21 protein-coding genes are annotated in these 23693 nt (G+C 71.8%); 13 read left to right on the top strand and 8 right to left on the bottom strand.

Translation table 11 applies throughout. The annotated features are described in order from the left end of the window. Nucleotides 1-386: 386 nt before the first annotated feature. The gene (locus tag ACZ4Z1_RS03490; RefSeq protein ID WP_468484911.1) at nucleotides 387-1394 is read right to left on the bottom strand and encodes an RNA polymerase sigma factor SigF; all 1008 of its coding nucleotides are present in this window, start codon (nucleotides 1392-1394) and stop codon (nucleotides 387-389) included. 261 nt (nucleotides 1395-1655) lie between these two features. Here ACZ4Z1_RS03490 and ACZ4Z1_RS03485 point away from each other — a divergent pair, with 261 nt between their 5' ends. From ACZ4Z1_RS03485 to ACZ4Z1_RS03460, 6 genes are all read left to right on the top strand, one after another. Next, nucleotides 1656-2024: an STAS domain-containing protein gene (locus tag ACZ4Z1_RS03485; protein ID WP_031009365.1), complete on the top strand. Its 369-nt coding sequence runs from the start codon at nucleotides 1656-1658 to the stop codon at nucleotides 2022-2024. Between the two features lie 181 nt (nucleotides 2025-2205). Beyond that, complete coding sequence (locus ACZ4Z1_RS03480; protein ID WP_468484910.1) at nucleotides 2206-2703, top strand: ATP-binding protein; 498 nt, start codon at nucleotides 2206-2208, stop codon at nucleotides 2701-2703. 475 nt (nucleotides 2704-3178) lie between these two features. After that, the gene (locus ACZ4Z1_RS03475) at nucleotides 3179-3976 is read left to right on the top strand and encodes an LPXTG cell wall anchor domain-containing protein (RefSeq protein ID WP_468484909.1); all 798 of its coding nucleotides are present in this window, start codon (nucleotides 3179-3181) and stop codon (nucleotides 3974-3976) included. Nucleotides 3977-4047: 71 nt separating this feature from the next. Continuing rightward, the gene (locus tag ACZ4Z1_RS03470; protein WP_468484908.1) at nucleotides 4048-4989 is read left to right on the top strand and encodes a COG1470 family protein; all 942 of its coding nucleotides are present in this window, start codon (nucleotides 4048-4050) and stop codon (nucleotides 4987-4989) included. Nucleotides 4990-5168: 179 nt separating this feature from the next. Beyond that, entirely contained in the window at nucleotides 5169-6278 is a 1110-nt protein-coding gene (locus ACZ4Z1_RS03465; protein ID WP_468484907.1) for a hypothetical protein, read from the top strand. Further along, on the top strand, nucleotides 6278-7735 hold the full coding sequence (locus ACZ4Z1_RS03460; RefSeq protein WP_468484906.1) for a hypothetical protein: 1458 nt from the start codon (nucleotides 6278-6280) through the stop codon (nucleotides 7733-7735). The genes ACZ4Z1_RS03465 and ACZ4Z1_RS03460 overlap by 1 nt, the downstream gene beginning before the upstream one ends. Nucleotides 7736-7840: 105 nt before the next feature. Here the strand turns inward: ACZ4Z1_RS03460 and ACZ4Z1_RS03455 are convergent, their stop codons facing one another. After that, nucleotides 7841-9370, bottom strand: a complete 1530-nt coding sequence (locus ACZ4Z1_RS03455) for a peptide MFS transporter (protein ID WP_468484905.1) — start codon at nucleotides 9368-9370, stop codon at nucleotides 7841-7843. Between the two features lie 520 nt (nucleotides 9371-9890). On the opposite strand from ACZ4Z1_RS03455, the gene ACZ4Z1_RS03450 reads away from it, so the two are divergent. Both ACZ4Z1_RS03450 and ACZ4Z1_RS03445 read left to right on the top strand, forming a co-directional pair. Continuing rightward, a complete protein-coding gene (locus tag ACZ4Z1_RS03450) occupies nucleotides 9891-10571 on the top strand; it encodes a response regulator transcription factor (RefSeq protein ID WP_385238189.1) in 681 nt (226 codons plus the stop codon). 59 nt (nucleotides 10572-10630) lie between these two features. Further along, nucleotides 10631-11881, top strand: coding sequence for an ATP-binding protein (locus ACZ4Z1_RS03445; protein ID WP_468484904.1), 1251 nt, complete (start codon nucleotides 10631-10633; stop codon nucleotides 11879-11881). Nucleotides 11882-12121: 240 nt separating this feature from the next. On the opposite strand, the gene ACZ4Z1_RS03440 is transcribed toward ACZ4Z1_RS03445, so the two are convergent. Together ACZ4Z1_RS03440 and ACZ4Z1_RS03435 are read right to left on the bottom strand one after the other, a co-directional pair. Then, the gene (locus ACZ4Z1_RS03440; RefSeq protein ID WP_468484903.1) at nucleotides 12122-12652 is read right to left on the bottom strand and encodes a GtrA family protein; all 531 of its coding nucleotides are present in this window, start codon (nucleotides 12650-12652) and stop codon (nucleotides 12122-12124) included. Between the two features lie 135 nt (nucleotides 12653-12787). Next, nucleotides 12788-13225 carry a protease inhibitor I42 family protein gene (locus tag ACZ4Z1_RS03435; protein ID WP_468484902.1) on the bottom strand — a complete coding sequence of 146 codons (438 nt, stop codon included), beginning with the start codon at nucleotides 13223-13225 and terminating at the stop codon, nucleotides 12788-12790. A 90-nt stretch (nucleotides 13226-13315) separates the two neighbouring features. Between ACZ4Z1_RS03435 and ACZ4Z1_RS03430 the strand changes: the two genes are divergently transcribed. The 3 genes from ACZ4Z1_RS03430 to ACZ4Z1_RS03420 are packed head-to-tail and all read left to right on the top strand — an operon-like array spanning nucleotide 13316 to nucleotide 16229. Continuing rightward, a complete protein-coding gene (locus tag ACZ4Z1_RS03430; protein WP_468484901.1) occupies nucleotides 13316-14509 on the top strand; it encodes a 5-(carboxyamino)imidazole ribonucleotide synthase in 1194 nt (397 codons plus the stop codon). Next, nucleotides 14506-15045: a 5-(carboxyamino)imidazole ribonucleotide mutase gene (purE, locus tag ACZ4Z1_RS03425; protein ID WP_468484900.1), complete on the top strand. Its 540-nt coding sequence runs from the start codon at nucleotides 14506-14508 to the stop codon at nucleotides 15043-15045. The genes ACZ4Z1_RS03430 and purE overlap by 4 nt, the downstream gene beginning before the upstream one ends. Continuing rightward, nucleotides 15042-16229: a dipeptidase gene (locus tag ACZ4Z1_RS03420; protein ID WP_468484899.1), complete on the top strand. Its 1188-nt coding sequence runs from the start codon at nucleotides 15042-15044 to the stop codon at nucleotides 16227-16229. The genes purE and ACZ4Z1_RS03420 overlap by 4 nt, the downstream gene beginning before the upstream one ends. Nucleotides 16230-16298: 69 nt before the next feature. On the opposite strand, the gene ACZ4Z1_RS03415 is transcribed toward ACZ4Z1_RS03420, so the two are convergent. Then, a complete protein-coding gene (locus ACZ4Z1_RS03415; RefSeq protein WP_468484898.1) occupies nucleotides 16299-17639 on the bottom strand; it encodes a UDP-glucose dehydrogenase family protein in 1341 nt (446 codons plus the stop codon). A 199-nt stretch (nucleotides 17640-17838) separates the two neighbouring features. Between ACZ4Z1_RS03415 and ACZ4Z1_RS03410 the strand changes: the two genes are divergently transcribed. Further along, a complete protein-coding gene (locus tag ACZ4Z1_RS03410; RefSeq protein WP_468484897.1) occupies nucleotides 17839-19011 on the top strand; it encodes an acyl-CoA dehydrogenase family protein in 1173 nt (390 codons plus the stop codon). A gap of 55 nt (nucleotides 19012-19066) precedes the next feature. Here the strand turns inward: ACZ4Z1_RS03410 and ACZ4Z1_RS03405 are convergent, their stop codons facing one another. Then, a complete protein-coding gene (locus tag ACZ4Z1_RS03405) occupies nucleotides 19067-20380 on the bottom strand; it encodes an LCP family protein (protein WP_468484896.1) in 1314 nt (437 codons plus the stop codon). 262 nt (nucleotides 20381-20642) lie between these two features. On the opposite strand from ACZ4Z1_RS03405, the gene ACZ4Z1_RS03400 reads away from it, so the two are divergent. Continuing rightward, nucleotides 20643-21194: an acyl-CoA thioesterase gene (locus ACZ4Z1_RS03400; RefSeq protein ID WP_468484895.1), complete on the top strand. Its 552-nt coding sequence runs from the start codon at nucleotides 20643-20645 to the stop codon at nucleotides 21192-21194. Between the two features lie 36 nt (nucleotides 21195-21230). Here the strand turns inward: ACZ4Z1_RS03400 and ACZ4Z1_RS03395 are convergent, their stop codons facing one another. Both ACZ4Z1_RS03395 and ACZ4Z1_RS03390 read right to left on the bottom strand, forming a co-directional pair. After that, entirely contained in the window at nucleotides 21231-21914 is a 684-nt protein-coding gene (locus tag ACZ4Z1_RS03395; protein ID WP_468484894.1) for a hypothetical protein, read from the bottom strand. A 62-nt stretch (nucleotides 21915-21976) separates the two neighbouring features. After that, nucleotides 21977-23428, bottom strand: coding sequence for an LCP family protein (locus tag ACZ4Z1_RS03390; RefSeq protein WP_468484893.1), 1452 nt, complete (start codon nucleotides 23426-23428; stop codon nucleotides 21977-21979). Nucleotides 23429-23693 lie beyond the last annotated feature (265 nt).

Genomic DNA, 23693 nt, shown 5'->3' with positions numbered 1-23693 from the left:
CGGCGCTACCTGGCGTCACCGGCATGAACGCGACACCAGTTCCTGCGCCCGCCGCGACCCCCGTGGCCACCGGCCCCGTGCAGTTCCTCCGCGAGGCCGCCCGCACCCCGCACACCACCGGCGCCGTGGCCGCCGGCGGCCCGCGGCCGGCCGCCCGGCCGGCCGCGCCGCTCGCCCGGGAGCTGCGGCGGTCCGGCCACCCGGCGGCCGTACTGGAGGCGGGCGCGGGCACCGGCCCGGTCACCCGGACAGCAGGAAGCAGGACTCCGACAGCGGGAGCCCTGCAGCAGAGGAGGGCCTGTCCCGGACATCCGGGGCAGGCCCTCTTCCACGCGGGCGGTTGCCGGCCCGTCAGGCCGGCAGCGACCGCGGGGGGTCCGACGGACTCACTCCTCGACCATCAGCCCCTTGCGGAGCTTGACGAGCGTGCGCGACAGCAGGCGCGAGACGTGCATCTGGGAGATGTTCAGCTCCTCGCCGATCTCCGACTGCGTCATGTTGGCGACGAAGCGGAGCGAGAGGATCTTGCGGTCGCGCGGCGGCAGCTCGGCGATCAGCGGCTTGAGCGACTCGACGTACTCGATGCCTTCGAGGCCGTGGTCCTCGTAGCCGATGCGGTCGGCCAGCGCGCCCTCGTTGTCGTCCTCCTCCGGCTGGGCGTCCAGCGAGCTGGCCGTGTAGGCGTTGCTCGCCGCCATGCCCTCGACGACCTCGTCGTTGGTGATGCCGAGGCGTTCGGCGAGCTCGCTCACCGTCGGGGAACGGTCCAGTTTCTGCGCCAGCTCGTCACCGGCCTTGGCCAGGTCCAGGCGGAGTTCCTGCAGACGCCTGGGCACCCGTACGGACCAGCTGGTGTCACGGAAGAAACGCTTGATCTCGCCGACGATGGTGGGCATGGCGAACGTCGGGAACTCCACGCCGCGGCTGAGCTCGAAGCGGTCGATCGCCTTGATCAGGCCGATGGTGCCGACCTGGACGATGTCCTCCATGGGCTCGCTGCGGGAGCGGAACCGGGAGGCCGCGAACTTCACCAGCGCGAGGTTGAGTTCGACCAGGGTGTTGCGGACGTACGCGAATTCGTGGGTGCCTTCCTCCAGCGACTCCAGGCGCTCGAAGAGGGTCTTGGACAGGGCCCGCGCGTCCACCGGCCCCACCTCGTCGTACGGGGGGATCTCGGGCAGCCCGTCGAGCTCGGGGATTCCCATCGCGTCCGGTGCGGACGATTCAGATGTGATCTGCGGGGAATGAGTCGTTCGGGACGGGGCGGGCAGGGCGGCCTCGGACAGGACGGCCTCGGTGAGAGCGGCCTCTGCGAGGGTGGTCTCTGGCAAGGGAGTCGACGACGCGGTCTCCGTGGTGTCTTCGGTGCGCAATTCGTCGAGCCGGGGTGACATGTTGTCCTCCATCGTTCTCGGCATATGGCTGCCGATGCCTCTACGCGAAGCTGCGGTGTGCGGCGCCTCCAAAGCCGGCCGTTTCGAATGTGTCCTTACTACGCCTACCTGGGTTTGCCGGAAGATGGCAAGTGCGTGTTGTCCGGGTTTGCAGCTGATTACGTACTGTTCGGCTACCAGCTGCGTGTAGAGAAGGCGTAGTGTTCGGTCAGCGCAGTCGTAAGCAATCGGACGCCGAGACAGCAAGAGGGGTGCACGCGCATGGACCGCGGGACGGTCGGCAGTGCCAGTCGGGGACGGCTCAATGTCGCGATCCGGCATCAGGGTGCCAGCGCGATCGTGACCGTCGCGGGTGAGCTGGATCACCACACCGCGGACCTGTTGCGGGAATCGCTCGAAGGGTGCGTCGCGGACGGCTTCGCGCGACTGGTCGTCGACTGCTCGCAGCTGGAGTTCATGGACTCCACCGGCTTGAACGTACTGCTCGGTGCCCGCCTGAAGGCGGAGGCCGGGGGAGGCGGGGTACATCTGGCCGGAATGCAGCCGGTGGTGGCGCGGGTCTTCGAGATCACTGGCGCGGACGCGGTGTTCACCGTGCACGACTCCCTCGACAAGGCTCTCGCCGACTGACGGCGGCGGCGCAGGCGGTGCACTACGGGGGGTTCCTTCCGTACGCGTTGCCCGCGTCACAACTTCCGTACCCAAGAAGTGGGTGTTCTCACGGTCCCGTCGGGCAGGAGACATCTGAATCTGTTGAATCTGTCAGGTAACCGCTATCCGTGAAATGGCGAATCGGTGAGGTGAAGCGCTGATGAGCACCACCCGGCCGTACCCGCCGGGCGACCTCGGCCCGGAGCCGGGCAACGCCGGCGCTCCCTCCGCCTCCCCGGCCGTCCCGGCCGGCCAGATCCGCAGGCTGCGCCTGGCGGGTGTGCAGGGAGCCGTCGCGCGGGCCCGTGACTTCGCCCGGCAGGCCCTCCACGACTGGAGCTGGCTCCCGGCTGCCAGTGCCGACCAGCGCGCGGCCGCCGAGGACGTCCTGCTCGTGGTCTCCGAGCTGGTCACCAACGCCTGCCTGCACGCGGAGGGGCCCGAGGAACTCCGGCTGCGCAGCAACGCCAAAGTGCTGCGTCTGGAGGTCACCGACCTCGGCGCGGGCTCGCCCGCACCCCGCACCCCGCACCGGGCGGGGCGGCCCGGCGGGCACGGCATGTTCATCGTGCAGCGCCTGTGTCTGGACTGGGGGGTCGTACGCAACCCCGACGGCACGGGCAAGACCGTGTGGGCGGAGCTCGCCGCTCCCTCTTAGGGCCCCTGGGCAGGGGCCCTCGTTCGCGCCAGGGGCGGCGGCGTGTGGTGCGCCGCGGGCCGGGGCGGGCTGATGTGGCCCTGTGGCCGTACGTGAACGGGCCGGGACAGGCTGTGGCCAGCTCGTGCGCGCGGCACCGACCGGGGCTTCCGTACGGGGCCGGCGGGTGGCTCATCGGCGGCTCGAGGACGCGAATGTCCACCCGCTTCCGGGGCCCGGACATACGCCCCCTGCGCCTCATGCGGCTCGTACGTCCCTCTCTCCCCCTTTCCGTCCTCCCTCCTCCTCCCTTTCCGCTCTTCCCGCTCTTCCCGCTCTTCCCGCTCTTCCCGCTTCCCCCTGGCGTCCCGCGCCGCACGGATCCGGCCTGTTCTGTGACTTCCCTCGACAAGGTCCCCGGCGTACCTTGAGCCACCGATCTGATGTGCCGTCAGTAACATCGGGCGGCGCTCAACCGCGAGAAGGGGAACTCAAGGTGGCCCGCTTCTACGAACAGCACGCCGCGCGCCCCCGCCGCCGCGCGGCCGGCCTGGCCGCGGCCGTGGCGCTGACGGCGGGGTCCGCGGTCCTGCTCGCCGCGCCGGCCGCGCAGGCCGACGTCGTGGACGTCAACTACCAGTGCAAGACGCCGATCGGGAACAAGGGCGCGGTCTCGCCCATCGACATCAGGAGCACCCGCAGCGGCAGCGCGTACAAGCTCGTGATGTCCTTCCGGAAGGGCGTCTCCTCCAGCCCCGTCGAACTGGGCGCGGGCGCCATGAAGCCGAGCGCGCTCATCAAGCTGGGCGGCGCGGAGAGCGGCACCGTGCCCGTGTCCGGGCCGCCCAACGACAAGGCGATCCCCGCCAACACGCCCATCAAGATCAGCGACCTGAGCGGGACCTACACGCCCAAGGAGAGCGGCAAGGTCACCTTCACCGCCTCCACGCTCACCATCAAGGCCCTCGGTACGACCACCACCTGCACGCCCGCCAACAACCCGAAGCCGTCGCTCACCCTGGACGTCAAGGGATCGGGCGGAACGGGCAGTTCCGGCGGAACAGGAGGTTCCGGCAGTACGGGCGGCAGCGGTTCCGACAGCTCCACGGGCGGGACCACGGGCGGTTCCGGAAGCAGCACCGGGGGATCGGCGGGCGCCTCCGGCGGCGGCGAGCTGCCGCAGACCGGCCCGGCCGACTCCGCCGTCGCCCTCGGCACGCTCGGCGGCACGGTGCTCCTCGCCGGCGCGGCGGGCGTCCTGTGGCTGACGCGGCGCAATCAGAAGCGCGCCTAGGCCGATACCCCGCTACGGAGACCCGCGCAAGCGTACGAGCACAGCACCTGCACCAGCCCCAGGAGCCGCCGATGCCGTCCCGTACCCGCTCGGTGGTCTCGGGCGCAGCCCTCGCGACCGCCGTCGCGCTCCTGAGCCCGCCCGGGGCGTACGCCGTACCCGTCCCGGACGGCGGCCGGTGGACCGCCGCGCCCGCCCCCGGCGGCGGGGCCCGGCCGAGCGCCCAGGACCGCCCGTACTTCTACCTGGAAGGCGCGCCCGGCGCGGTCCTGAAGGACAGGCTCGCGCTCACCAACCCCGGCGGCGGCGCGGTGACGCTCCGGCTGCGCGGCGGGCCGACCCGGTCCGGCGGCTGGATCGCGACGGCGGGCAAGGAGGTACGCGTGCCGCCGCGCACCCGGGCGGACGTGCCCTTCACCGTGACCGTCCCCCGGGACGCGGCCCCGGGCGACCATCCGGCCGCGCTCGTCACCGAAGGGGACGGCCGGACGGCCACGGTCCCGGTGCACCTGCGGGTGACCGGCCCCGCGCTCGCCGCGCTGAGCGTCGAAGAGGTGGCCGTGGAGCGCCGGGGGAGCGCGGCGGTCATCCGGTACGTGCTGGTCAACCGCGGAAACACCACGCTCACGCCACGGCTCGCGGTCGACGCCGACGGGCTCTTCGGACCGGCCCTGCGCCGCGCCGCGCGCCTCCTCCCCGTCACGCTGCCGCCGGGCCGACGGGTCCCGCTGACCGAGCCGTGGCCCGATCCGCCCGCGCTGGACTCGGTGGACGTACGGCTGACCGTCACGGCGGCGGGCGGCGCGCGCGGGACGGCGGGCGCCTCCTACACGGCGGTGCCGTGGGGTGCCGCCGCGCTGCCGTCCGCAGGGCTGCTGACAGGCGCGGCCCTGTGGCGCGTACGGCGCCGGAGGCGAGCCGCGGGGCCTCGGCAGGGCGAGCGGAGGGCGGAGCCGGAGACGGGGACGCACGCGGCCTCTGGGGTGCCTTCAGGGGCGGGGGTGGGAGCGTGAGGCGGGGCGACCGCATAAGGCGGGGCGGGAACGCGAGGCCCGGTGGGCACGTGAGGCGTACCGGGCACGTGAGGCGCGGCGAGCACGCGAGCGTACGGGCCCGTGCGGCTGCCGGGACGGGCCGGGCCGCCGCTGCCGCCCCCGTAGCCGGACCCAGCCGGCCCGCAACCGCCCTCGGCGTGGCCGGACCGGCGCTCCTGGCCCTCCTCTGCCTTCTCCTCCTCCCTGTCGCCGCGCACCCCGCCTCGGCCGCTTCCCGGGCCGCACCCGACCCCAAGCCCCATATCCGGCTCTCCGCCCAGGAAGCGGGCAAGGGCGGCACCCTCACCGTCACCGGGCGCGGCTGGCGCCCGAAGACACTGCTGACCCTGCTCATCTGCGGACAGAACATGATCGGCGGCACCAACGCCTGTGCCAACGGCGACGGCCGGGCCGTGACCACCGGCCCGGACGGTTCCTTCCGCAAGGAGCTGCCGGTCGCCGAGCCGCCCAGACCCTGCCCGTGCGTCGTGCACGCCGCCACCGTGACGGGCGCGCCCGCCACCGCCGACGCCCCGTTCACGGTGGCCGGGCACCCGGTCGCGCCGCTGCCCCGGGAGGAGGCGGGCGGGCGGCTCAGCGTCCTGGCACCGCCGCGCCTGGAAGGCTCCGGCAACCTGCTGACCTGGTTCGGCGCGCCGCCGCAGCGGCGGCTCGTGGTCACCGTGGGGAACGTCGGCTCCACCCCCGCGAAGGACCCGGTCTTCGAGGTCGGCACCTCGCACGGGGTCTTCGCCCCGCAGTGGGAGGAGCGGCAGTGGCAGGGCACCGTGCCCGCCGGGCGCAGGCAGCGGATCGAACTGCCGGTGGAACTGCCCGCCGGGGCGCACGGCGACTATCTCGTCTCGCTCAAGTACGGCGGCAAGGTGCTCGCCGAGCAGCCGTGGGGCGTCGGCCGGCCGTGGGGCGTGGCGCTGTTTTGGGTCCTGCTCTGCGTCGTCGTGCCGGCCGCCGTCTTCCGTATCGGCATGGCGGTCGTCGACCGGGTCCGCCCGCGCCCGGGAACGGCCCGTACGAAGCGGCGCACGTGGGGCAGGGCCGCCCCGCGTGCGCCCCGGCGCACGGCAGCCGCCGGACGCCACCGCGGGGCCCGGGCCCCCGCCCCTCGCGCGCAGCCCGCCCCCGGCACGGCGGAGCCCGCCCCCGCGGACCGCGCCGCCGCCCCCTTGCCGTGGTTCACCCCGGACACCGCACCGTCCGCCACCACGGCACCACCCACCGACCCGCCGACGTCGAAAGGTTCCACGTGATGAGGAAGCGCAGGAGAGCGAGCGCGGGCGGCTTCGCCCTGATGCTCGCCGGTGCGGGCATACTGACGGCCGCCGGACCGGCCGGGGCCGCGGAGACGGCGTACCGGACCGAGTGCGTACCGCCGCCGATCTCGGGCCTGCCCGCGATCCAGGGCACCACGAAGGTGGAGGTGACCGCGCCCGCGACGGCGAAGGTCGGCGACGAGGTCGAGGTGGTGTGGCGGACGGTGGAGGCCGCTTCCAAGAATCCCGACATCCTCGACCTGGACAAGGACACCGTGCAGCCCAGCGGCAAGATCAAGGTGGGTGGCGCGCAGAGCGGCGAGCTGAGCGTCCAGGGGCCGCGGCAGAATCCGCCGGTCCCCAAGAACAGCCCGATGAAGCTCTCGGACATGAAGGGCACCCTGAAGCTGGAGAAGCCCGGCGAGGTCACCCTCGCGCCCGGCTTCTACAACATCAACGTCAACAAGCCGATCTCCACCGACACGAAGTGCACTCCCAAGGAGGAGGTGAAGCCGGCCGCCACGATCAAGGTGACGGACGGCGGGGGCAGTACGGGAGGTACGACCAGCGGCGGCACGACCGGCGGCGACTCGGGCGGCAGCGGTACGGGCGGCACCACGGCCGGTGGCACCACCGGCGGCGGTACGACCGGCGGCGGCTCGGGCGGCTCGGACGCCGGCGGCGCGGCCGGCAGCGGTGGCAGCACGGGCACGACGGGCGGCGGTGCGGGCGGTTCCACCGGCGGCGGTGGCGATCCGGACGGCACGGCCTACAAGGGCAAGGTCGTCCAGGTCCCGTACGCCTGCAAGACCCCCATCGGCGACAAGAAAGCCACGTCCCCGGTCCAGATCAACGCCGTCAAGAAGGGCGGCGGCTACGGCCTGACGGTGAAGTTCGCCAAGTCGGTGATGGACAGCCCGGCGGACATTCCCGCGGGCGCCGTCAAGCCGTCCATGGACGTCCGGGTCGGCGGCGCCGACCAGGGCACCGTCACGACCGAGGGCCCGGCGAACAAGGAGCCGATCAAGTCCGGGCAGCCGATCGCGATCCCCGACCTGACGGGCACCTACACCCCGGGCGCCACCGGCAAGGCGACCCTGACGCCGGGCGTGCTGACCGTCAACGCCCTGGGGACGACCACGACCTGCACCCCGGAGAAGGACCCGGGCGTCTCCCTCGCCCTGGACACCACGGCCCAGCAGGGCGGCACCTCCGGCGGCTCGGCCGGCGGCGCGGCGTCCGGGGGCGCGGCGTCCGGCGGCACCGGCGGGGACACGGCGGGCGGCGGCTCGGCGGGCCCGGCGAGCGCGGGCGGCACCTCGGGCGGCCTCGCGGAGACCGGCGCCGGTGACCACGGCAGTCTGCGCGCCCTCGCCCTGGTCGCGGGCACGGTGGTCCTGCTGGGCGGCGCCGTCTTCACCTTCGTGCCCGGCCGCCGACTGCGGCGTCGCTGAGGACCGTACGGCACCGCCGGACAGCGGCGTCCGCACAGCGCAAGAGGGGCCCGGTGCCCTCTGGCACCGAGCCCCTCCGCGGCTGAGGGACGCGCTACGGCAGCGTCAGCGGACGTCGCCCATGGACGCCTCGATCTTCTTGCGGGACATCCAGATCGCGAGACCGGCCAGGACGGCCAGCGTCGCCTCGGACGCCACCACCCCCACACCGCTGAGGTCGGCACCGGCCAGGGAGATCAGGCTGACCACGCAGTCACCGGTGGTGACGGCGAGGAACCACACGCCCATCATCTGGCTGGCGTACTTCTGCGGGGCCATCTTGGTGGTCACCGACAGGCCGACCGGGGAGAGGCACAGCTCACCCATGGTCTGGATCATGTAGACGGTGATCAGCCACATCGGGGTGACCTTGTCGCCGCCGGACGACATCTGCATCGGCACGATGAACACGAAGTACGAGGCGCCGACGAGCAGCATCGACATCGCGAACTTCACGACCGTGGTGGGCTCCTTGGAGCGCCGGGCCAGGGCCGTCCAGATCGCGGCGAAGACCGGCGCGAGCGCCATGACCCAGGCCGAGTTCACCGACTGGAACCAGGTGGACGGGAAGTGCAGGCCGAAGACCGTGTCCGCGGTGTTCTTGTCGGCGAAGACGTTCAGCGTCGAACCGGCCTGGTCGAAGATCATGAAGAAGATCGCGGCGGCGACGAAGAACCAGATGTAGCCGCTGACCTTGGTCTGCTCGGACTGCGTCAGCTCCTTGTCGCGCTTGATGCGCACCAGGACCGAGATCGGGATGATCATGCCGAGCAGGCTGATCGGGATCAGCGCCCAGTTGAGCGTGAAGGACCCGGTGGCCACGACGATGCCGTAGAAGACGGCCGCGACGATGACCCAGATCAGGCCCTTGCGCAGCCAGCTCATCCGCTCCTCGCGGGTGAGCGGGGTCGGTACCTCGCTGCTGCGCGGGTTCAGGTGGCGGGTGCCGAACAGGAAGCCGACCAGACCCAGCGCCATGCCCAGACCGGCGGTGGCGAAGCCCACGTGCCAGTTGACGTTCTGGCCGATGGTGCCGACCACCAGCGGGGCGATGAAGCCACCGAGGTTGATGCCGATGTAGAAGATCGTGAAGCCGGCGTCCCGGCGCGGGTCCTGCGGGCCGTCGTAGAGCTGGCCGACCATCGTGGAGATGTTGGCCTTCAGCAGGCCCGAACCCAGCGCCACCAGCACCAGGCCGACGAAGAACAGGCCCTCGCCGGGCAGCGCCAGCGTGAGGTGGCCGGCGATCACGACGCTCGCGCCGATGGCCACGGTCTTGCGCGGGCCCCAGACCCGGTCGCCGAACCAGCCGCCGGGCATCGCCAGCAGGTAGACCATCGCCATGTAGACCGCGTAGATCGCCGAGGCGGTCGCGGCCGTCATCGCCAGGCCGCCGCCCTGCTCGCCCACCTTGGCGTCGGCGCCGCCCGAGATGAGATACAGGACGAGGAGCGCCCTCATGCCGTAGAAGCTGAACCGCTCCCACATCTCGGTCATGAAGAGGGTGGCCAGTCCGCGGGGGTGGCCGAAGAAGGTTTTGCCGTCGCTGGCAGGGTTCCCCTGCGCGCCGGCGTCCTTCGTCAGGCTGGACGCCATGGTGCTTCCTAGGTGTGCTCGGGACGCGTGGGAGACCGCAGCGCGCCCGGGTCGGCTGACCGGCACCGGCGTCACGTTGCCCGCCCCCACGTCCTCGGGGGCCGACGCCACTGGAAGAGGAATCGGCAGGACAAGTCGTGACACCGGGATCCACGCCCCCGTGCTGCTCGCGCGGTGGACCCGGTCGACAGGTCATTCACTGTGTATCAAGACTGGTGGTTCCAGCCCTGCACACAACAGGGACCGATGACGTCACTTGAGAGTCATGGGTCCCGAGGCTGTGCTACGGACGTTGGGACACCATACGTCCAGCAACCGCACCGATGGGACGAGTGAGACAACGGTCACATGATCAACCGGGAACCGTACGGGGGTGGCGCCCGCGCCGTCCGCCGTAGCCCGCGATCACCCGCCGGCCGCGAGCCCGTCTCCGGCACGCCGTCCGCGGGACGTATTCCGGCTGCCTCCGGGCGTACCGGGTCCCGCCCGAGGAGGTGAGACCTGGGACTACCATCGGCCCATGACCCGTGTACTGCTCGCCGAGGATGACGCGTCCATCTCGGAGCCGCTCGCCCGCGCCCTGCGCCGCGAGGGTTACGAAGTCGAGGTGCGCGAGGACGGCCCCACGGCGCTCGACGCCGGTCTGCAGGGCAACATCGACCTGGTCGTCCTCGACCTGGGCCTGCCCGGCATGGACGGCCTGGAGGTCGCCCGCCGGCTGCGCAACGAAGGCCACTCCTTCCCCATCCTCGTGCTCACCGCCCGCGCCGACGAGGTCGACACCGTCGTCGGCCTGGACGCCGGCGCCGACGACTACGTCACCAAGCCCTTCCGGCTCGCCGAACTGCTCGCCCGCGTCCGTGCCCTGCTGCGCCGCGGTTCGTCCGTCGAGCCGCAGCAGCCGCCCGCGACGCACGGCGTACGGATCGACGTCGAGTCGCACCGCGCCTGGATGGGCGACGACGAACTCCAGCTCACCGCCAAGGAGTTCGACCTGCTGCGGGTGCTGGTGCGGGACGCCGGCCGGGTCGTCACCCGCGACCAGCTGATGCGCGAGGTCTGGGACACCACGTGGTGGTCGTCCACGAAGACGCTGGACATGCACATCTCCTGGCTCCGCAAGAAGCTCGGCGACGACGCGGCCAACCCGCGCTACATCGCCACCGTGCGCGGCGTCGGCTTCCGCTTCGAAAAGAGCTGAGCACCCGCCGCCGGGCGGGAAGAAGTAGAAGAACGAAAGCATCCCGCCCGGAGGACACCGTGCGCCGCCGTCTGATCAATTCCACCCTCGCCGTGGTGCTCGTCGTGATCGCCGTCTTCGGCGTCTCGCTGGTGATCGTCGAGACCCGCACCATCCAGTCGGGGGCGCAGGACAGCGTCGCCTCCGAAGCCGTACGGCTCGTCGGCATCGTGGAGAGCCGGCTGGGCAGCGGCGAGAAACTCACCCCCGAGATCCTCTCGGAGCAGATCACCGCCAAGCGGTACGCCGAGATCACGGTCCCCGGCAGGCCGCGCATCGAGATCGGTTCCCGGCCGACGGGCGACGTGATCGCCTCGACCCAGCACGGCGACCGCGGCGAGACCGTCACCGTCCAGGAGCCGCGCTCCGCGGTCAGCGCCGAGATCGGCCGGACGCTGCTGGTCATCCTGGCCGTGGCGATCCTGGCGATCCTGGCCGCCGTGGTGCTCGCCGTCCAGCAGGCCCGCCGGCTGACCGCGCCGCTGACCGACCTCGCCGAGACCGCCGAACGCCTCGGCTCCGGCGACCCCCGCCCGCGCCACCGCCGCTACGGCGTGCAGGAGCTGGACCGGGTCGCGGACGTGCTGGACGCCAGCGCCGAGCGGATCGCGCGGATGCTCACCGCCGAGCGGCGGCTCGCCGCCGACGCCTCCCACCAGCTGCGGACGCCGCTGACCGCGCTGTCCATGCGGCTGGAGGAGATCACCCTCACCGACGACCCGGACACGGTGAAGGAGGAGGCGACCATCGCGCTCGGGCAGGTCGAGCGGCTGACCGACGTCGTCCAGCGGCTGCTGACCAACTCCCGCGACCCGCGCTCCGGCTCCGCCGTCGCCTTCGACCTCGACGAGATCGTCAAGCAGCAGGTCGAGGAGTGGCGCCCGGCCTACCGCAGCGCGAACCGGGCCATCGTCCGCTCCGGCAAGAAGGGGCTGCGGGCGGTCGGCACGCCGGGGGCGGTGGCCCAGGTGCTCGCCACCCTGATCGAGAACTCGCTGATGCACGGGGACGGGACGGTGGCGCTGCGCACCCGGGTCACCGGCAACCAGGCGGTCGTCGAGGTCACGGACGCGGGCCGGGGCGTACCGCCGGACCTCGGTTCGCGGGTCTTCGAGCGGACGGTCAGTGGCCGGAACTCGACGGGGCTGGGGCTGGCCGTGGCCCGCGACCTGGCGGAGGCGGACGGCGGGCGGCTGGAACTCCTCCAGCAGTACCCGCCGGTGTTCGCGCTCTTCCTCGCCCGCGAGGCGGCCGAGCCGTCGGCGGAGTGAGCCGGGGCGGGCCGGTGCCTGAGCGGCGGGCGCTCGCCTGCCGGCCGCGCGTCCGCCCGGGGTGGGGCGGTTCCTAGGGCGTTTCTGATGGATCTCCGTGGAGGGCACCGAGCGGCGTTCGGTGCGTGCGCTCGGGGTGCGGTGTGAAGGGTCATGTGGCGGAGCCACCTGTCCCTTCGCGCCGTGCGGCGAGAGTGCGTGCCGGGCGTCGCGAGGCCACGGAGATCCATCAGAAGCGCCCTAGTCGCGCGTCCGCTCGGCGGCCGCCGAGCGCGCCGCCTGCTCGGTCTGTGCGCCCTCCGCAAGGAAGGACTCCGCGGTCTCCACGGCCTCGCGCGCGGGCAGCGCGCGGAACACCCAGCTGCGGTAGGACCAGAAGCGGAAGAGCGTGGCCAGGCCGATGCCGAGGAACTTGAAGACGTTGCTCTGCAGTGAGGTGTCCCACCCGAACCCGTACGTCGCCACGTACAGGACACCGTTCTCGATGACCAGACCGACGACGCTGAACAGCAGGAAGAGCGTCAGCTCCTTGGTCCGGCCGTTCTTGTCGCGGTCCCGGTAGGTGAAGTAGCGGTAGCCGAGGTAGTTCGTGCCGGTGGCGACGACGGTCGCGATGATGCTGGCCCGGACGACGGGCAGCTCGGTCAGGTGCCGTACGAGGTTGAAGACGGCGAAGTTGACGAGGACCCCCGCGCCCCCGACGGCGCCGAACTTCATGAGTTCGCGGGCCAGCGCGTCCAGTCGGGCCCGCAGTGCGCTCCGTTCACTCATCGTGATCGTTCAGCTCCTGTGGTGGGCGTTCGTGGGCGTCTGCGCGCGGCCGTCCCCGTGCAACCGCACGCTCATGCTAACCAGGCGGCCTGTGTGCTGCCTGCCATCCGTGACGGCAGGGACGTGCGGGAGATGTCAGTCCACGGTCACGCGGAACCGCCGGGTCCTGCTGTTCTCGTCCTGCTCGTCGGCCTGCGGGGTGCCGCAGCGGAAGCAGTATCTGAGAATCACCTCGGTACGTCCGGCGCCCCGCGCCATGAAATCGACGTAACGGATGCCCCCCGATCCCGGGCGGACCGGCTCGTCGGCGTCGTAGTGGCCGCCGGTCTTCGTCAGTACGGCCGGGTCCGGCTCCGGATCCGCGAGGACCCAGCGGAAGCCGGTGGACGGATTGTCCTTGAGGCGGATCGAGAACCGGGTGTGCGACGAGACCGATATCTCGCGGTCGCCCTCGTCGAAGACGACGGGCCCGGTCAGCTGGGTGACCACCGCGTAGACCGCGGCGGCCAGGGCCGCCACCGCGACGACGATGCCCACGGTCCTGGTGCGCCCGGGTTTCCGGCCGTCGCTCATGCGTTCCTTCCCCTTCGCGCGGGCGGCGAGCCTACCGCCCCTGCTGATCTCCGGAGGCCGGAACGGCGAGAGTGGCGCACTTGTGTTCGTATGTTCCTCCAAGGGGGCGACGGGGCTCCGTGGCGGGGCGGATACCCTGGGGGCGTGACGTTCCCGGTAGTCGGCATGGTCGGCGGCGGTCAGCTCGCCCGTATGACCCACGAGGCGGGCATCCCCCTCGGCATCAAGTTCAAGCTCCTCAGCGACACCCCGCAGGACTCGGCGGCCCAGGTGGTGAGCGAGGTCGTCATCGGCGACCACCGCGACCTGGACACGCTGCGCGCCTTCGCCCGTAGCTGTGATGTGATCACTTTTGATCACGAGCATGTACCCACCGAGCACTTGAGGGCTCTGGAGGCCGACGGCATTCCCGTCCGGCCCGGCCCCGGCGCGCTCGTGCACGCCCAGGACAAGGGGGTGATGCGAGCGAAGCTCGACGCGATCGGGGCCCCCTGCCCCCGGCACCGCATCGTCGCCGACCCGGCGGACGTGGAGCGGTTCGCCGAGGAGACCGGCGGGTTTCCGGTGGTTCTCAAGACGGTCCGCGGCGGCTACGACGGCAAAGGCGTATGGGTCGTACGATCCTCCAAGGAGGCCGCCGAGCCGTTCCGCGCCGGGGTGCCGGTTCTCGCCGAGGAGAAGGTCCCCTTCGTACGGGAACTGGCCGCCAACGTCGTCCGGTCGCCGCACGGCCAGGCCGTCGCGTACCCGGTCGTGGAGTCCGTCCAGGTCGACGGCGTCTGCGACACGGTGATCGCGCCCGCCCCCGGCCTGAGCGACGAGCTGTCCGGGCAGGCCCAGGAGCTGGCGCTGCGCATCGCGCACGAACTCGGCGTGATCGGCCACCTCGCGGTCGAGCTGTTCGAGACCGCCGACGGCCGCGTCCTCGTCAACGAGCTGGCCATGCGCCCGCACAACTCCGGCCACTGGACCCAGGACGGCGCAATCACCTCGCAGTTCGCCAACCACCTGCGGGCCGTCCTCGACCTCCCGCTCGGCGACCCCCGCCCGCGCGCGAAGTGGACCGTGATGGCCAACGTCCTCGGCGGCGACTATCCGGACATGTATTACGCGTACCTCCATTGCATGGCACGGGACCCGCAGCTGAAGATCCATATGTACGGAAAGGACGTGAAGCCCGGCCGCAAGGTCGGACACGTCAACACCTACGGCGACGACCTGGCCGACGTGCGCGAGCGCGCCGCGCACGCCGCCGGTTACTTGCGAGGAACCATCACCGAATGACAGCGAGCACTTCCCCCGTCGTCGGCATCGTCATGGGCTCCGACTCCGACTGGCCCGTCATGGAGGCCGCCGCCAAGGCCCTCGACGAGTTCGAGGTCCCCTACGAGGTCGACGTCGTCTCCGCGCACCGGATGCCGCACGAGATGATCACGTACGGCGAGGAGGCCGCCGGCCGCGGCCTGAAGGCGATCATCGCGGGCGCCGGGGGAGCGGCCCACCTGCCGGGGATGCTCGCCTCGGTCACCCCGCTGCCGGTCATCGGCGTGCCCGTACCCCTGAAGTACCTGGACGGCATGGACTCGCTGCTGTCCATCGTGCAGATGCCGGCCGGCGTGCCCGTCGCCACCGTCTCCGTCGGCGGCGCCCGCAACGCCGGACTGCTCGCCGCCCGGATGCTCGCCGCCCACGACCCCGACCTGCTGGCCCGGATGCGCGAATTCCAGCAGCACCTGAACGAGCAGGCCACCGAGAAGGGCAAGCGGCTGCGCAACAAGGTCGCCTCCCCGGCCGGCTTCGGCTTCGGGAACGGCAAGTGAGCGCGTCCCTGGAGGCGGCCCGCGCGCTGCTCGCCGAGCACCCTGTCGTGGACGGCCACAACGACCTGCCCTGGGCGCTGCGCGAGCAGGTCCGCTACGACCTCGACCGGCGCGACGTCGCCGCCGACCAGACCGGTCACCTGCACACCGACATCCCCCGGCTGCGGGCCGGCGGCGTCGGCGCGCAGTTCTGGTCGGTGTACGTACGGACCGACTACACCGGCGACCAGGCGGTCAGCGCCACCCTCGAACAGATCGACGTGGTGCGCCGGCTCGCCGACCGCTACCCCGGCGACCTGCGCCTGGCGTACACCGCCGACGGCATGGAGGCGGCCCGCGCCGACGGCCGGATCGCCTCCCTGATGGGCGCCGAGGGCGGCCACTCGATCAACAACTCGCTGGCCACCCTGCGCGCGCTGTACGACCTGGGCGTGCGCTACATGACGCTCACCCACAACGACAACACCGCCTGGGCGGACTCGGCCACCGACGAGCCGCGCGCGCACGGCCTCACCGCCTTCGGCCGCGAGGTCGTCCGCGAGATGAACCGCCTCGGCATGCTCGTCGACCTCTCGCACGTCTCCGCCGACACCATGCGCGACGCACTGGACACCAGCGTCGCGCCGGTCGTCTTCTCGCACTCCTCCGCCCGCGCGGTCTGCGACCACCCGCGCAACATCCCGGACGACGTGCTGGAGCGGCTGCCCGCCAACGGCGGCATCGCGATGGCCACCTTCGTACCGAAGTTCATCCTGCCCGAGGCCGTCGACTGGACGCTGCGGGCGGACGAGAACATGCGCGCGCACGGCTTCCACCACCTGGACACCACCGCCGAGGGCATGGCCGTGCACCGCGCCTTCGAGGCGGCGAACCCGCGCCCGCTCGCCACCGCGGCCACCGTCGCCGACCACCTCGACCACATGCGTGAGGCCGCCGGGATCGACCACATCGGCATCGGCGGCGACTTCGACGGCACGGCCTTCACGCCCGCCGACCTCGCCGACGTGTCCGGCTATCCGAACCTGGTCGCCGAACTCCTGGACCGGAAGTGGTCCACGGCCGACCTGGCCAAGCTGACCTGGCACAACGCCGTCCGCGTGCTGCGCTGCGCGGAGGACGTCGCGGGCACGCTGCGCGACGGGCGCGGACCGTCCATCGCGACGATCGAACAGCTCGACGGCTGAGCAGGCGCGACAACCTCATGAGGGGGCCGGGCTCATGGCGAGCCCGGCCCCCTCATGCGTACGCCTCTGTCACGCGTGCGGACGCCCCAGCGCCCGGTACGTCCAGCCCGCCTTGCGCCACAGCTCCGGGTCGAGCGCGTTGCGCCCGTCCAGGATGCGCGGCGTGGCCACCACCTCGGCCAGCGCGGCCGGGTCCAGCTCCCGGAACTCCCGCCACTCGGTCAGGTGCAGCACCACGTCGGCGCCGCGCACCGCCTCCATGGCCGAGTCCGCGTACCCCAGCGTCGGGAAGACGCGCCGCGCGTTCTCCATGCCCTTGGGGTCGTAGACCGTCACCTGGCCGCCCTGGAGGTGGATCTGCCCGGCGACGTTGAGTGCGGGCGAGTCCCGTACGTCGTCCGAGTCCGGCTTGAACGTGGCGCCCAGGACGGCGACCCGGGTGCCGAGGAAGGAACCACCGACCGCCTCCCGGGTCAGCTCGACCATGTGGCCGCGGCGCCGCATGTTGATCGAGTCGACCTCGCGCAGGAACGTCAGCGCCTGGTCGGCGCCCAGTTCACCGGCGCGCGCCATGAACGCCCGGATGTCCTTGGGCAGGCAGCCGCCGCCGAAGCCGATCCCGGCCCGCAGGAACTTCTTGCCGATCCGCTCGTCGTGGCCGATCGCCTCCGCCAGCTTCACCACGTCACCACCGGCCGCCTCGCACACCTCCGCCATGGCGTTGATGAACGAGATCTTCGTGGCCAGGAAGGAATTGGCGGACGTCTTGACCAGCTCGGCGGTGGGGAAGTCGGCCACCACGAACGGCGAGCCCTCGGCCACCGGCGTCGCGTACACCTCCCGCAGCACCTCCTCGGCCCGCCCGCCGTCGACACCGATGACGATCCGGTCCGGGTGCAGGGTGTCCTGCACGGCGAAACCCTCGCGCAGGAACTCCGGGTTCCAGGCCAGCTCCACGTCCTCGCCGGCCGGCGCCAGCTCCACGAGCCGCTTCGCCAGCCGCGCCGCGCTGCCCACCGGGACCGTCGACTTGCCGACCACCAGCGCCGGGCGCCGCAGCAGCGGGGCCAGCGACTCGACGGCCGACTCGACGTAGGACATGTCACAGGCGTACTCGCCGTGCTTCTGCGGCGTGTTGACACACACGAAGTGCACGTCGCCGAAGTCCGCCAGCTCCTCCCAGGAGGTCGTGAAGCGCAGCCGGCCGCTGGCACCCTCGATGCCCGCGACGTGCGCCCGCAGCAGTTCCTCCAGGCCGGGCTCGTACATCGGGGTCACGCCCCGCTCCAGCATCGCGATCTTCGCCGGGTCGATGTCCAGGCCCAGCACCTCGAACCCCAGCTCCGCCATGGCCGCGGCGTGCGTCGCGCCGAGGTAGCCGGTGCCGATCACGGTGATCTTCAGGGCCATGGGTGCTCCAGGTGCATACGGGGAGGAGTGCGCTGCCTGAGCATAGTCCGGCCGCTGTCCGCAGGTCCGGGCCCGGTGGCCGGGACCGTACGGGTGCTGTCGGCAAACTCACGTATCCCCTGTGCCGTACAGCCCCCTAGAATTCGGGTTACTTAACGGTAGTTAGCACTGCAGTCAGCTCTCAGGGGAGTGAGAAACCTTGGCGGGAACCGCTGATTTCGATCTGTACCGGACGTCCGAGGAGCACGACATGCTCCGCGACTCGGTGCGCTCGCTCGCCGAGGCGAAGATCGCCCCGTTCGCCGCCGAGGTGGACGAGCAGGCCCGCTTCCCGCAGGAGGCCCGGGACGCGCTGACCCTCAACGACCTGCACGCCGTCCACGTCCCCGAGGCGTACGGCGGCGCCGGCGCCGACGCGCTGGCCACCGTCATCGTCATCGAGGAGGTCGCCCGCGTCTGCGCCTCGTCCTCCCTGATCCCCGCCGTCAACAAACTCGGCTCGCTGCCGGTGATCCTCTCCGGCTCCGAGGAGCTGAAGAAGAAGTACCTGGGCCCGCTCGCCAAGGGCGACGCGATGTTCTCGTACTGCCTGAGCGAGCCGGACGCGGGCTCCGACGCGGCCGGCATGAAGACCAAGGCCGTACGCGACGGCGACCACTACGTCCTCGACGGCGTCAAGCGCTGGATCACCAACGCCGGCGTCAGCGAGTACTACACCGTCATGGCCGTCACCGACCCCGAGAAGCGCTCCAAGGGCATCTCCGCCTTCGTCGTCGAGAAGTCCGACCCGGGCGTCTCCTTCGGCGCCCCGGAGAAGAAGCTCGGCATCAAGGGCTCACCGACCCGCGAGGTCTACCTCGACAACGTCCGCATCCCCGCCGACCGCATGATCGGCGCGGAGGGCACCGGCTTCGCCACCGCCATGAAGACCCTGGACCACACCCGCATCACCATCGCGGCCCAGGCCCTCGGCATCGCCCAGGGCGCCCTGGACTACGCCAAGGGCTACGTCCAGGAGCGCAAGCAGTTCGGCAAGCCGATCGGCGACTTCCAGGGCGTGCAGTTCATGCTCGCCGACATGGCCATGAAGCTGGAGGCCGCCCGCCAGCTCACCTACGCCGCGGCCGCCAGGTCCGAACGCATCTCCGCCGGCGGCAAGCCCGAAGACCTCACCTTCTTCGGCGCCGCCGCCAAGTGCTACGCCTCCGACGCCGCCATGGAAATCACCACCGACGCCGTCCAGCTCCTCGGCGGCTACGGCTACACCCGCGACTACCCGCTGGAACGCATGATGCGCGACGCGAAGATCACCCAGATTTACGAAGGTACGAATCAGGTGCAGCGAATCGTGATGGCGAGGAACCTGCCGTAACGCGCAATACACGGGAAAGCCCCCGCTTCGGCGGGGGCTTTCCCATGCGGCGGACCTACTCGTTCCCGCTGACCGTGACCGGCTCGTCGTTCTTCAGCTGTTCGACGAGTTTGGCGACCTTGGCCTTGTCCCAGCGGAGGTTGCCGCCGACGCTGCCGGCGATGGGCATGTTCATCGACTTGCCGTCGCCGCCTGTGACGCCCTTCATCGCGAAGAACATCGAGCCGAGGTCGAACAGGCCCATGTCCTTGTCGACGAGCAGGGTGTCCAGGCCCGCGCCCATCGTCGGGTAGAGCTTGAACGGGTTGAGGATGGTGCCCGGGGTGGCCGTCTGGTTGGCGAGGGCGGCGAGGAATTTCTGCTGGTTCTTCGTGCGGTCCAGGTCGCTGCCCGCGAAGGCGTAGCGGGTACGGACGAAGGCCAGGGCCTGTTCGCCGTTGAGGGTCTGCTTGCCGGCCTGGAAGTCGGCGCCGGACTTCTTGTCCTTGAAGGCCTTCGGGATGTCCATCTCGACGCCGCCGATCGCGTCCACGATGTTGGCGAAGCCCGCGAAGCCGATCTCGACGTAGTGGTCGATGCGCAGCCCGGTGTTGTGCTCGACAGTGCGTACCAGCAGCTCGGGGCCGTCCTCGGCGTATGCCGCGTTGAGCTTGGTGTGGCGGCCCTTGGCCGGGTACTTCTTGCCGGACTTGGAGCCGACGAACGAGGGGATCTCCACGTCCGAGTCGCGCGGCAGGGAGATCAGCGTCGGGCCGCTGCTGCCGTCGTGCAGGATCATCATGGAGTCCGTGCGCTTGCCCTCGGCGGAGCCGGTGTGCAGCTTCTTCTTGTCCTCGTCGGACATGCCCTCGCGGCTGTCGGAGCCGACGATCAGGTAGTTGGTGCCGTCGCCCTCCTCCGGCCGGTCGATGACCTTGCTCAGGTCGACCTCGCGGCGCAGCTTGCCGTCGGCCCAGAAGTACGTGGCGACCGAGGTGACGAGGAGCACGGCGACCAGCGTCAGGACGGTCCACTTGATGCGGCGGCCCCAGTTGGGGGCGGGCCGCGGGGCGCGGCCGCCGCCGCCCTGTCCGCCGCCGCGGCCGCCGCCGTAGACCTGGCCGGTGTTGTAGCCGTCGTCGTGCCCGCCGTCGTAGCTGTTGCCGTACGGGTCGTGGCCCTGGCCCTGGTGGGGGACGGGGGGGCGGCGCGGTGAGAGGTGCGGCGGCAGCGGCGGCTCGGGCGGCTGCTGCCCCGGCCCGGGGACGGGGCCGTTGCGGCCGTTGGGCCCGCCGCGCCGTACGTGCGGCATGGCGCGCGCGCCCTCCGGCTCGGCGCCGCTGCCACGTCCGTACCGGTCTCTGTTGTCGGACCCAGGCCACTCGTTCATGGGGGAAGTCTGCCTGTCCTACGGCTCCCCCATACAGGGCAGGTACGAGATCGGGCCGCCGCTGTTGCAGAGCTGATGCAAAGTGACGCGGGGCGTCGCTTGCGCAATGCGGACGGAGGTGATGATTCCGGCGCGGTACTTCCTGGTCAGGGGGAGAGGAAGCGCGGCTGTGGCGGGTGGTGTCCGTAGCGTGAGCGGAGTGGGGGTGGTGCGGGACGGGCGCGGGGGAGGGGATGTGCGCCCCCGCGCATACAGTGGGCGCATGACCGATCTCGTCACCACCGGCCCGGAGGACGACCTTCCGGGCAAGCCCACCTCCGTCTCCCGGACGACGCTGTCGCACATCATGACGGCAGGCGACACCAACCTGCTCGGCACGGTGCACGGTGGCGTGATCATGAAACTTGTCGACGACGCGGCCGGCGCGGTCGCGGGCCGGCACTCCGGCGGGCCCGCGGTCACCGCCTCCATGGACGAGATGGCGTTCCTGGAGCCGGTCCGCGTGGGCGATCTGGTGCATGTGAAGGCCCAGGTCAACTGGACCGGGCGGTCCTCGATGGAGATCGGGGTGCGGGTGCTGGCCGAGCGCTGGAACGAGTCCACGCCCGCCACGCAGGTCGGCTCGGCGTACCTGGTGTTCGCGGCGGTGGACGAGGACGGCAAGCCCCGCCCCGTACCGCCGGTCGTGCCGGAGACCGAGCGGGACAAGCGCCGCTACCAGGAGGCCCAGATCCGCCGTACCCACCGGCTGGCCCGCCGGCGCGCGATCAAGGAGCTGCGGGCCCAGCATGCGGGGGACGGGACCGAGGAGTAGGGCGGGCCGGCCCGGACGGCTCCGTACGGACCGCGCTCACGGGCCTTCCGGCCGGGTCAGGTCGAGGGCCGCTTCGGCGTCGGCCGTGCGCGGGCCCTCCCAGAGCAGGACGCGGTCCGCGCCGGTCTGCGCGAGGAGCTTCTCGGCGAGCCGTACATCGCTGCCGAGGGCGCGTTCCACGACGTCCTGACCGCTGCCGTGTACGGTCCACGCGCCGCCGTCGCGTACGTCGAGGCGCCAGCTGTAGCGGACGCGTTCGCGCAGGATGCGGTACACGTACGACGGCGTGACGGCGAGGTCGCGGGCGATGGCGGGCGCTTCGAGACCGTCCGCCGCGGCCTCCAGGACCAGGCGCGGCAGGGCGGCCTCGGTGACCTTGTAGGCGCGCCGGATGCGGCCCGCTTCGGTGAGGGTGAGGTCCTCGGCGCTGACGTCCGGTTCCGGGACGGTGGCCGGCCGCGGCACGGGGGCGGAGTCCCGGGGTGCGCGGTTGAGGCGCTCGATGTCGGCCTGGAGGGCGGCTTCCTCCTGTTCCAGCCGGGCCCGCTGCGCGGACAGGCGCGCGGCGCGGGCGGTCAGGTCCTCGTGCCCGGAGCGCCGCGGCGCGGGCGGCGCGTCCGGTACCCGGCTGTCCGGCTGCGAGCGCAGGAACTGCTGTGCGACGGCGGTGATCTGGTCGATGAACCACCGGTCGCTGAGTGGTGATCGGTTTCCGCTCATGGACGGGGACTGTACTGAGTACACAGGCGGGTGGGCAACCGGGTTCACCAACCGTCTTACGGTCAGGGGCACGCCGCCTCGTCGCCGGTCAGCGTCCCGAAGTCGTCGGCGCCCGTCGGCTGGGCCGGGTCGTCGGAGCGCACCCGGTGGACCCCCTTGAAGTCCTTGCCGACCGTGACGCGCAGCACCGCGCCCTGGCCGGGGGCCTGGCGCAGGGCCGCCCCGGGCAGGGCGGCGGCGAGGGAGCGGACCGAGCGGTTCCAGCGCGGGTCGTAGGCGATCACGGTCCGCCGCACGCGGGTGGCGGCGTTGCCCGGGGTGCCGGTGGTGTCGAAGCCGGTGGCGCGCAGGGACCTGTCGACCGCTCGGCCCAGTCCGGTCCGGCCCGCGCCGTTGTCGACCTGTACCTGGATCGTGGCGGGCGGTACGTCCACGACGGTCGCGCGCTGCCGGCCGGATCTGCGCACGGCCAGCGGCCGGTCCTCGCGCAGGGCCTGGAAGAGCTGCTTCGCCTTCTCCTCGTTCCACATCACGGTGGAGCCGACGTTGGGCACCTGGAAGTCGATGTCACCCAGCGGGACGGAGGCGAACTCCGAGGACGACGGGTTGAAGCCGCGCAGGGCCTGGCCGAGGTCGACCATCTCGTCCGCGCCGAAGCCCTCGTCGGCCCGTACGGACTCCAGCAGCGCGTCGGTGATCTCCTTGAACTGACCCGGGTGGAGCAGCGCGCCGGAGCTGGTGATCTTGTGCATGAGCGCGGCGAGGAAGCGCTGCTGGCGCTGCATCCGCCCGAGGTCGGAGGCGCTGTCCAGGTGCCGGGCGCGGACGTACTGCAGGGCCTGGCCGCCGTTGAGCCGGGAGCGCCCGGCGGGCAGGTCCAGGCCGCTGTAGCTGTCCTTCAGGGGGCGGGTGGTGCAGACGTTCACGCCGCCGACCGCGTCCACCGTCTTCATGAAGCTGGTGAAATCGACCTCCAGGTAGTGGTCGATGTGCACCCCCGTCATCCGCTCGACGGTCCGGATGGTCAGGTTGGGCCCGCCCTCGGCGTACGCCGCGTTCAGCTTCACGGGGTGGCCGTGGTGGCGCTTGCCGGTGGTCGCGTCGGTGTGCGGGGGCGTCTGCACGTACGAGTCGCGCGGCAGGCTGACCACGCTGGCGCGGTTCCGGTCGGCGGACAGGTGCACCATCATGATCGTGTCGGTGCAGTGGCACGGCTCGCCGCCCAGGTGGTACCTGCGCTTCTCCTCCGGAGTGAGCTTGTTGCGGCCGTCCGTGCCGACGACCAGGAAGTTCATGCCGTCCCCGCCGCTGTTGTCCGGCCGGTTGCCCATGTTCTTGAAGGCGTCCACGCGGGCGATGCCGTCCTCGACGCCGGTGACCATGGCGTGCCCGATACCGCCCGCGGCCAGCAGCAGCAGCGAGACGCCCGCGGTGATGCGCAGGCCCCAGCGGGGCCGCCCGCCCGGTCTGCGGTGACGGGCGGGCGGGCGGGGCGAGCGGTGCGGTGCGGTCATGCGGACACCTCCGCGGCGGGGTCGGGGCGGACGGAGTGCGGGGACGGGCGGACGCGTACGGAGTGCGGGCACGGGACGGCGGGCGGGGGACGGACCGGCCGGAGACCGGAAGGGACCGGCCGGTGACCGGGAGGGGCCGTCTCCGGATCCGGACGAATCGGCTGCGAACGGGAACGAGCGGGCCGGGTCACCGTAGGCCCATATGATCGGCTGTAAAGCACCACACGCCGGGCGCCGCCCCCAGGGCCACCCGGCTGCCGTCGGC

The organism is Streptomyces sp. NPDC030165 (assembly GCF_055573595.1).
The sequence above is the reverse complement of the archived record's forward strand: the minus strand, read 5'-3'. Positions and strand labels throughout refer to the sequence as shown.

Bases quoted from the DNA above. Each gene is read 5' to 3' on its own strand.
- ACZ4Z1_RS03480 (WP_468484910.1), top strand. From the start codon at position 2,206: ATGAGCACCACCCGGCCGTACCCGCCGGGCGACCTCGGCCCGGAGCCG.
- ACZ4Z1_RS03470 (WP_468484908.1), top strand. From the start codon at position 4,048: ATGCCGTCCCGTACCCGCTCGGTGGTCTCGGGCGCAGCCCTCGCGACC.
- ACZ4Z1_RS03395 (WP_468484894.1), bottom strand. From the start codon at position 21,914: ATGAGCGGAAACCGATCACCACTCAGCGACCGGTGGTTCATCGACCAG.
- ACZ4Z1_RS03415 (WP_468484898.1), bottom strand. From the start codon at position 17,639: ATGGCCCTGAAGATCACCGTGATCGGCACCGGCTACCTCGGCGCGACG.
- ACZ4Z1_RS03390 (WP_468484893.1), bottom strand. From the start codon at position 23,428: ATGACCGCACCGCACCGCTCGCCCCGCCCGCCCGCCCGTCACCGCAGA.
- purE (WP_468484900.1), top strand. From the start codon at position 14,506: ATGACAGCGAGCACTTCCCCCGTCGTCGGCATCGTCATGGGCTCCGAC.
- ACZ4Z1_RS03490 (WP_468484911.1), bottom strand. From the start codon at position 1,394: ATGTCACCCCGGCTCGACGAATTGCGCACCGAAGACACCACGGAGACC.
- ACZ4Z1_RS03400 (WP_468484895.1), top strand. From the start codon at position 20,643: ATGACCGATCTCGTCACCACCGGCCCGGAGGACGACCTTCCGGGCAAG.
- ACZ4Z1_RS03440 (WP_468484903.1), bottom strand. From the start codon at position 12,652: ATGAGTGAACGGAGCGCACTGCGGGCCCGACTGGACGCGCTGGCCCGC.
- ACZ4Z1_RS03450 (WP_385238189.1), top strand. From the start codon at position 9,891: ATGACCCGTGTACTGCTCGCCGAGGATGACGCGTCCATCTCGGAGCCG.
- ACZ4Z1_RS03430 (WP_468484901.1), top strand. From the start codon at position 13,316: ATGTTCCTCCAAGGGGGCGACGGGGCTCCGTGGCGGGGCGGATACCCT.
- ACZ4Z1_RS03485 (WP_031009365.1), top strand. From the start codon at position 1,656: ATGGACCGCGGGACGGTCGGCAGTGCCAGTCGGGGACGGCTCAATGTC.
- ACZ4Z1_RS03435 (WP_468484902.1), bottom strand. From the start codon at position 13,225: ATGAGCGACGGCCGGAAACCCGGGCGCACCAGGACCGTGGGCATCGTC.
- ACZ4Z1_RS03405 (WP_468484896.1), bottom strand. From the start codon at position 20,380: ATGAACGAGTGGCCTGGGTCCGACAACAGAGACCGGTACGGACGTGGC.
- ACZ4Z1_RS03455 (WP_468484905.1), bottom strand. From the start codon at position 9,370: ATGGCGTCCAGCCTGACGAAGGACGCCGGCGCGCAGGGGAACCCTGCC.
- ACZ4Z1_RS03460 (WP_468484906.1), top strand. From the start codon at position 6,278: ATGAGGAAGCGCAGGAGAGCGAGCGCGGGCGGCTTCGCCCTGATGCTC.